We start from the raw sequence: 6605 nt of genomic DNA, 5'->3' as shown, positions 1-6605 counted from the left end.
GCAGATCGTCGGCGCGGGCGGCGGCCAGCAGCAGGGCGCGTTCCTCGTTGCCTGGGATCCGCTGACGCAGAAGGAGCGGTGGCGTCTCACGTTCGCCCAGCCGGGCATCACGGGCGGCACGCTGGCCACCGCGGGCAACCTGCTGTTCCACGGGTCCAATGACGGTACCTTCAGTGCCTACACGGCCGACACGGGCCAGCGTCTGTGGTCGGTGCTGCTGGCACCCGGCTTCGCCAATCCGGTCACCTACACCATCGACGGCGTGCAGTACGTCACGGTGGCCACCGGACGCAGCGGCACGCAGGCGCCCGGCCGGCTCTACACGTTCGCCGTCGATGCGCGCGGCACCGTGCCGTCGATGGCGCCGATTCCGCCGCCGGAGGATCCGTCAGGCATCAACACGGCCGCGGCGATCCAGGCCGAGTTCGATCGCGTCGGCCTGCCCGACGATCCGGCGCGCACGCTCGTGCAGCAACTGTGCTCGGGGTGTCATCAGCCGACGGTGGTGACGCGGATGCGTCAGCCGGAAGACGGGTGGCGCGAGACCATCGCCAACATGGCCAGCCGCGGCATGCCCGGCACGCCCGAGCAGCGCGAGCAGATCATTCGGTATCTGGCGCGTCACCGCGGGCCGGAGGGGGGGCGTCCTCCAGCGCCTTGAGGTGATCGGCCATGACCGTGTCGTAGCAGTTCGGGCAGATGCCGTGGCTGAAGCGTGACCCCGTCTGGCGCGTGATGTAGGCCTCGACGCTGTGCCAGTAGTTCTCGTCGTCGCGCACCTTGCGACAGTACGAGCAAATCGGCAGGTAGGCCTGCAGCGTCGTCACCTCGGCGATGGCGCGCTGCAGGTCGGCCACCAGCTGATTGCGCTCCGCCTCGGCGGCCTTGTGCGCCGTGACGTCGCGGGCGATGGAGTAGATGACCTGTCGCTCGAGATCCGGCGACGCATTCCACAACAGCCAGCGGTACGACCCGTCCCGGCAGCGATAGCGATTCTCGAAGGACTCGGCATGGCCGCCCGCCCTGACCTGGAGATTCTGCGCCAGGGTGTGCGCGCGATCGTCGGGGTGGACGAACTCGATCGACGGCCGCCCCATCAGTTCCTCGCGGCTGAACCCGAGTGTCGTCTCCCACGCCGGGTTGAGGCGCCGGAAGTAGCCCGAGAAGTCGGCAAAGCACAGCAGGTCGAGCGACAGCTCGAAGAAGCGGTGCTCCATTTCGATGGCGGTCGTTCCAGGGCGCGCGTCGTCCACTCGAGGCATCGTACACGGCGTCCTGTCGATCGCTCCATCACCACTTACCTATCTCGACAGGAGCGATGTGTCCCTCGCTAGTGCGATCGAGCCCCGGAGGTAGTCGCTTCGCGCGATGGTCGCGCCGCGGGCGGCAGGCCAAGCTTGGTCCCTTCAATCGCGAGGACCAGCCGCGCAGCCGTGGCTCCGGAGACGAGGCACATGAGACGTGTGTGTAGGGTGGTGGTGTGTGTGGTCCTGATGATGGGCTGGGCGTCCATTGCGGCGGCACAATCGAGCGCGACACTGCGTGGTCGCGTGCGCGACGCGCAAGCCGCGCCCGTCGCGGCGGCCACGGTGACGGTGACCGGAGCTGAAGGCGCGCTGACCCGCTCCACCGTCACCGACAGCCGCGGCGAGTTCGTCATCGTCAACCTGCCGCCCGCCGTCGTCGACGTCACGGTCGCGGCCGGTGGGTTCAGCGAGGTCATGCGGCGCGGGGTGGTCCTCGAGGTCGGGCAGTCGGCGATGGTCGACGTGGCGCTGGCCGTTGCCGGCGTGCGCGAGTCGCTGATGGTCTCGGCCGATGCCGGCACCGTCGACACGAGCCGCTCGGTGGTCGACGCCGTCATCCCGTCGACGGCGATCGAGGCCCTGCCGCTGAACGGCCGCAACTTCCTCGAGTTGGCGCTGCTCGTGCCTGGCAACGCGCCAGCGCCCAACTTCGACCCGACCAAGTCCAACACCGTCGTCATCTCGTCGGCCGGGCAACTCGGCCGCGGCGGTAACGTGACGATCGACGGCGCCGACAACAACGACGACGTGGTGGGCGGGCCGCTGCAGAACGTCACGCAGGAGTCGGTGCAGGAGTTCCAGATCGCGACCCAGCGCTTCACGGCCGAGTCCGGACGCTCGGCCTCGTCGGTGATCAACGTCGTGACCCGCTCTGGTACGGATCGGCTGCGCGGATCGGCCTCGCTGTTCCTGCGCGACAGTGCCTGGCAGGGCCTGCCGGCGACGTTCGACCGGAGCAGTGGCGCGTCGCTGCCGTTCGATCGTCAACAGATCGCCGGCGCGGCCGGGGGCCCGCTCGTCACCGGCCGCGCCTTCTGGTTCGCCGCGGCGGAGCACCGCAATCAAGACGGCGCCGTGCTGGTGGGGGAGCGCGACGTGGCGGCGCGGGTCATCCGTCGCGGGGTGGCCGCCGCACCGCTGGACGACACGCTGTGGTCGACGCGACTCGACGCGACACTCGGCGCCTCGGACTCCCTGATGTTCCGCTACTCGGGCGAGCATGCGCAGGACGTCGGCGCCAGCAGTCTGGATCGCGCCATCGGCTCGGCCTCGTATCGCCAGCGCAGTCGCAATGACTACCAGTCGGCTGTCGGGACGTGGACGCGCCTGCTCGGCGGCACGGTGGTCAACGCCGCGACCCTCTCCCTGAGCACGTTCGACAACGCCATCGCGCCGCTGGCCGGCGGGCCTCAACTGACCTTCCCGAGCATGCTCGACGGCTCGTCGTTCCGCGTGCCGCAGGGCACGACGCAGCGGCGGTTCCAGCTCTCCGACACGCTGTCGATCGCGCGCGGCTCGCACACCATTCGCCTCGGCGGTGAGTGGCAGCGCGTCGACGCCGCGTTCGACCTCGGGGTGTTCCAACAGGGCCGCCTCGAGTTCGTCGAGGACTTCGCGACCTTCGACCACAACGGCGACGGTCGCGTCGACGATGGCGATCTGCTGTTCGCGGTGACGCTGCGCAGCGGCAAGCCCGAACAGGCCCTGGTCCTGCCCGACGCCGACAACCACCACGTGGCGCTGTTCATCCAGGACGACTGGCGCGTCCGGTCCGACCTGACGTTGAACGTCGGCCTGCGCTACGAGGCAGATTCCGACGTCAAGAACATCAGCCGCGTCGGCGAGATCAACCCGCTCGTCCAGCCGTTCCTGCCGGGCACGCGCCGCCGCGACCTGAACAACCTCGGGCCGAGGCTCGGCTTCAACTGGGCGCCCGGCGACGGCCGCACCAGCGTGCACGGCGGCTACGGCATCTACTACGACCGCGTCACGCTGCAGTTGCAGTCGCTCGAGCGCGGCCTCGATGGCCGGGCGCTCCCGATCGAGGTGCGCGCCGGCAACGTCTTCTTCCTCGATTCGCAGACCGGTCAGTTCCCGCCGTTTGCCCCGTCGACCGCCAACCCGTTTACCGGCTTCATCCTGCCGGGTGCTGGCGCCTCCGGCATCAACATCATCGACAACCGGCTGCAGAACCCGGCCGTGCAGCAGTTCAACCTCGGTGTGCAGCGTGAGTTGCCGTGGAACACGGTGCTGCGCATCGACGGCGTGCATGCGCTCGGCACGCACTTCATCATCGGACGCACCGTCGGCGAGGTCATCAATCCCGTCGTCGGGGGCCCCGATCGCGTCGTCAACCTCGAGTCCAGCGTCAACACGCACTACGACGCGCTGCTGGTCAGCGCCGAGCGGCGCAGCAGCCGTCTCGGGTTCCGTGCCGCCTACACGTGGGCCAAGGCGCTCAACTACGCCAACGACGATCAGATCCCGTTTGCCAACGGCCCGATCGACCCGACCAACCTGCGCCTGGAGTACGGCCCGACGCCCAACGACCAGCGTCACCGCTTCACGGTGGCGGCGTGGACGCATGCGCCCGGCGGGGTGCTGGTGGCGCCGATCCTGACGTTGGCCTCGGGCGTGCCGATGGACATCCTGATGCCGGACGCGCAGTCGCGCGTGCCGGCCTTCCAGCGCAACGCCGGCGGACGCCTGTTCAAGACCGGCGCCGACCTCAACCGCGCCCTCGCCGCGCTCAATGGGGCGGGCGGCATCGCCGGCCAACTGCTGCCCTCCGTGCGTGACGATGTACGCTTCAGCGACGGATTCGCCTCGTGCGATCTTCGTGTCTCGCGTCCCTTCAACCTCGGCCGGGCGCGGATCGAGCCGATCGTCGAGCTGTTCAACGTGTTCAACGTCACCAACGTCCTCGGGGTGAGCGTGAGGAACTACTCCGGCTACGCCAACGTCCTCGTGCGCGACAGCAACGACCCGGGCGATGCCGGCTACCTGCGGGCGTCGGCCTTCGGCCAGGCGGTGAGCACCGCGGGCGGCGTGTTCGGATCCGGTGGTCCGCGCGCCCTGCAGGTCGCCGTCCGCGCCAGCTTCTGATGACCGGACACGCGCCTCTCGTCGCACCGGTGCTCGGCCTGCGGGCGGCGGTGGCACTGGTCGTCGGGCAGGTGATCGCCGTCGGCATCTTTCTGACGCCAGGCACGATCATCGCCACCGTCGCCTCGCCACTGGGTGTCCTGCTCGTCTGGCTGGTGCTCGGCGGCATGGCGATGTCGGGAGCGGTCTGCTATGGCGCGCTGGCGGCGCGGTATCCGCAGGCTGGAGGTGGCTACGTCTACCTCCGCGAAGTCTACGGTCCGCGCGTCGCCTTCGCCTACGGCTGGAAGTGCCTGCTCGTGATGGACCCGGGCATCACCGCGGCGCTGGCGACGGGACTCGCGAGCTACGTCGCCTACCTGGTCCCGATGGGGTCGCTGGCGATGCGCGGCGTCGCCGTCACCGCAATCGCCGCCATGGCGGCGCTTCACGTCAGCGGGGTCCGGATCGGCGCGCGGGTGCTGACCACCGTGTCCGGGCTCAAGGTGCTGCTCGTGCTGCTCCTGACGATCGGCGCGTTCGCGAGTCCGAGCGCGTCGCTCTCGCACTTCGTTCCGGTCGCGAGCCGGCATCCCGGCGCGCCACCGCTGGCGGCCGCCCTGGCCGGCGCCTTCGTCGCCGCCTTCTTCTCGTTCGGTGGCTGGTGGGAGGTGCCCCGCATCGCGGGCGAGCTGCGCGATCCCCGCCGCACCCTGCCGCGCGCGCTGTGGATCGGGCTGGCCATCGTGACGCTGACCTACGCGGCGGCGACGCTGTCGTTCATCGCGGTCGTGCCGATCGCGGCCGTGGTGCCTGGACAGGCGTTCGTGGCGCAGGTCGGCGACGCCCTCGTCGGTCCTCGCGGTGGGGCCGTCGTCGCCGGTGTCGTCATCGTCTGCGTGCTGGGCAGCCTGTGCGCGATGCAGATGGTCGCGCCTCGACTGTACGTGGCGATGGCGGCCGATGGCCTGTTCCCGGCCGCCGCGGCGGCCATCCATCCGCGGTTCGGGACGCCGGCCCGCGCCATCGTCCTGCAGGCCGTGCTGGCCTCGGTGCTGGTGGCACTGGGCAGCTTCGACTCGATCGTCGCGTACTTCGTCTGCGTCACCGTGGTGTTCGTCGCGGCAACGGTAGCCTCGACGGTCGTGCTGCATCACCGCGACGCCGGCTTCCGTGTGCCCGGGCATCCATGGCCGGCGGTGGTCTTCCTGCTGCTGGTGGCAGTCCTGCTGGTGCTGCTGGTGGTGGGCAGTCCACGCCAGTCGCTGCTCGGGGTGGTGGTCGTGGCCGGCGCGCTGCCGGCGTACCGTATGATTCACGCGCGCCGACCGGCGCCCGTGCTGGAGGATCTCGCATGACCTGGATTCGTGTCGCTCCCTTCGATGACGACGAGGCGCTGCAGCGGGCGCGTGCGGCGCAGCAGGCGCTGTATCCGCCCGAGTACGCCCAGCCGACGCATCCGCACCATACGCCGGCCGACGGCATCGTCGCCTCGCACTCGCTCATCCCCGAGGCGCTGCACCACAGCTTCGCGGCCTTCGGCGCGCTGATGTCGCCCGACCTGCCGTTGACGCGTCGGCAGCACGAGATGCTCACCACCGTCGTTTCGGCGACCAACCGGTGCCAGTATTGACTGGAGTCGCACGCAGAGTTTCTGCGTAGGGTGACACTGGACGACGAGTTCGTCGCGGCACTCTCGGCCGACTTCCGGGCCGTGCCGTTGCCGGATCAGGACCGTGTGATGCTCGAGTACGTCGAGCAGATCACGAAGGACGCCACGCGCATCTCGCCGGCGTTCCACGAGCGACTGCGCGCCGTCGGCTTCGACGACCGCGGGATCCTGCAGATCACGCTGATCGCGTCGTGGTTCAACTACATCAACCGCGTCGCCGACGCGCTCGGCGTCGGCCGCGAGGGCTAGTGCGACACGGCGGGGCCGGCTCCGGCCTCGCCGACCCCTCGGGGAATCCACCAGACGGCGGCGAACGCCAACGCCGTGTAGGCGGTCATCACGAGGAACAGCGGGCGGTAGCTGGCGGCCAGGTCGAAGAGCAGCCCGTTGAGCGGATCGCCGACGGCGCCGCCGAGCGCCATGCAGAGCAGGAACAACGCCGCCAACACGCCGCGCTGGGCGGGCGGAATCGGTTCGACGAACAGCGGGTAGGCGTTGACGGTCGGCAATGTCCAACTGGCCGACGCCAGCGCCAGGAGCGG

At 69.8% G+C, this 6605-nt stretch carries 6 protein-coding genes and 1 pseudogene; 5 read left to right on the top strand and 2 right to left on the bottom strand.

The window, feature by feature from the left end; translation table 11 throughout:
• The coding region (locus Q0C41_RS08060) for a PQQ-binding-like beta-propeller repeat protein (protein WP_291982635.1) at positions 1–661 on the top strand (661 nt) is incomplete at its 5' end.
• On the opposite strand, the gene Q0C41_RS08055 is transcribed toward Q0C41_RS08060, so the two are convergent.
• The gene (locus Q0C41_RS08055; protein WP_291982633.1) at positions 603–1253 is read right to left on the bottom strand and encodes a PAS domain S-box protein; all 651 of its coding nucleotides are present in this window, start codon (positions 1251–1253) and stop codon (positions 603–605) included. The genes Q0C41_RS08060 and Q0C41_RS08055 overlap by 59 nt on opposite strands.
• A gap of 201 nt (positions 1254–1454) precedes the next feature.
• Between Q0C41_RS08055 and Q0C41_RS08050 the strand changes: the two genes are divergently transcribed.
• From Q0C41_RS08050 to Q0C41_RS08035, 4 genes are read left to right on the top strand one after another with little or no spacing between them, the layout of a single operon-like run.
• The gene (locus tag Q0C41_RS08050; protein ID WP_291982631.1) at positions 1455–4412 is read left to right on the top strand and encodes a carboxypeptidase regulatory-like domain-containing protein; all 2958 of its coding nucleotides are present in this window, start codon (positions 1455–1457) and stop codon (positions 4410–4412) included.
• The gene (locus Q0C41_RS08045) at positions 4412–5749 is read left to right on the top strand and encodes an APC family permease (RefSeq protein ID WP_291982629.1); all 1338 of its coding nucleotides are present in this window, start codon (positions 4412–4414) and stop codon (positions 5747–5749) included. Before Q0C41_RS08050 ends, Q0C41_RS08045 begins: the two co-directional genes overlap by 1 nt.
• Entirely contained in the window at positions 5746–6024 is a 279-nt protein-coding gene (locus Q0C41_RS08040) for a hypothetical protein (protein ID WP_291982627.1), read from the top strand. The genes Q0C41_RS08045 and Q0C41_RS08040 overlap by 4 nt, the downstream gene beginning before the upstream one ends.
• Before the next feature lie 30 nt (positions 6025–6054).
• Positions 6055–6312, top strand: a complete 258-nt coding sequence (locus Q0C41_RS08035; RefSeq protein WP_291982625.1) for a hypothetical protein — start codon at positions 6055–6057, stop codon at positions 6310–6312.
• Here Q0C41_RS08035 and Q0C41_RS08030 read toward each other — a convergent pair.
• Positions 6309–6605, bottom strand: a pseudogene (locus tag Q0C41_RS08030) (hypothetical protein); the annotation flags it as partial. The gene Q0C41_RS08035 and the pseudogene Q0C41_RS08030 overlap by 4 nt on opposite strands.

The organism is Luteitalea sp. (assembly GCF_022842525.1).
Classification (GTDB): Bacteria; Acidobacteriota; Vicinamibacteria; order Vicinamibacterales; family Vicinamibacteraceae; genus Luteitalea.
This window is presented reverse-complemented; position numbering and strand designations above follow the sequence as displayed.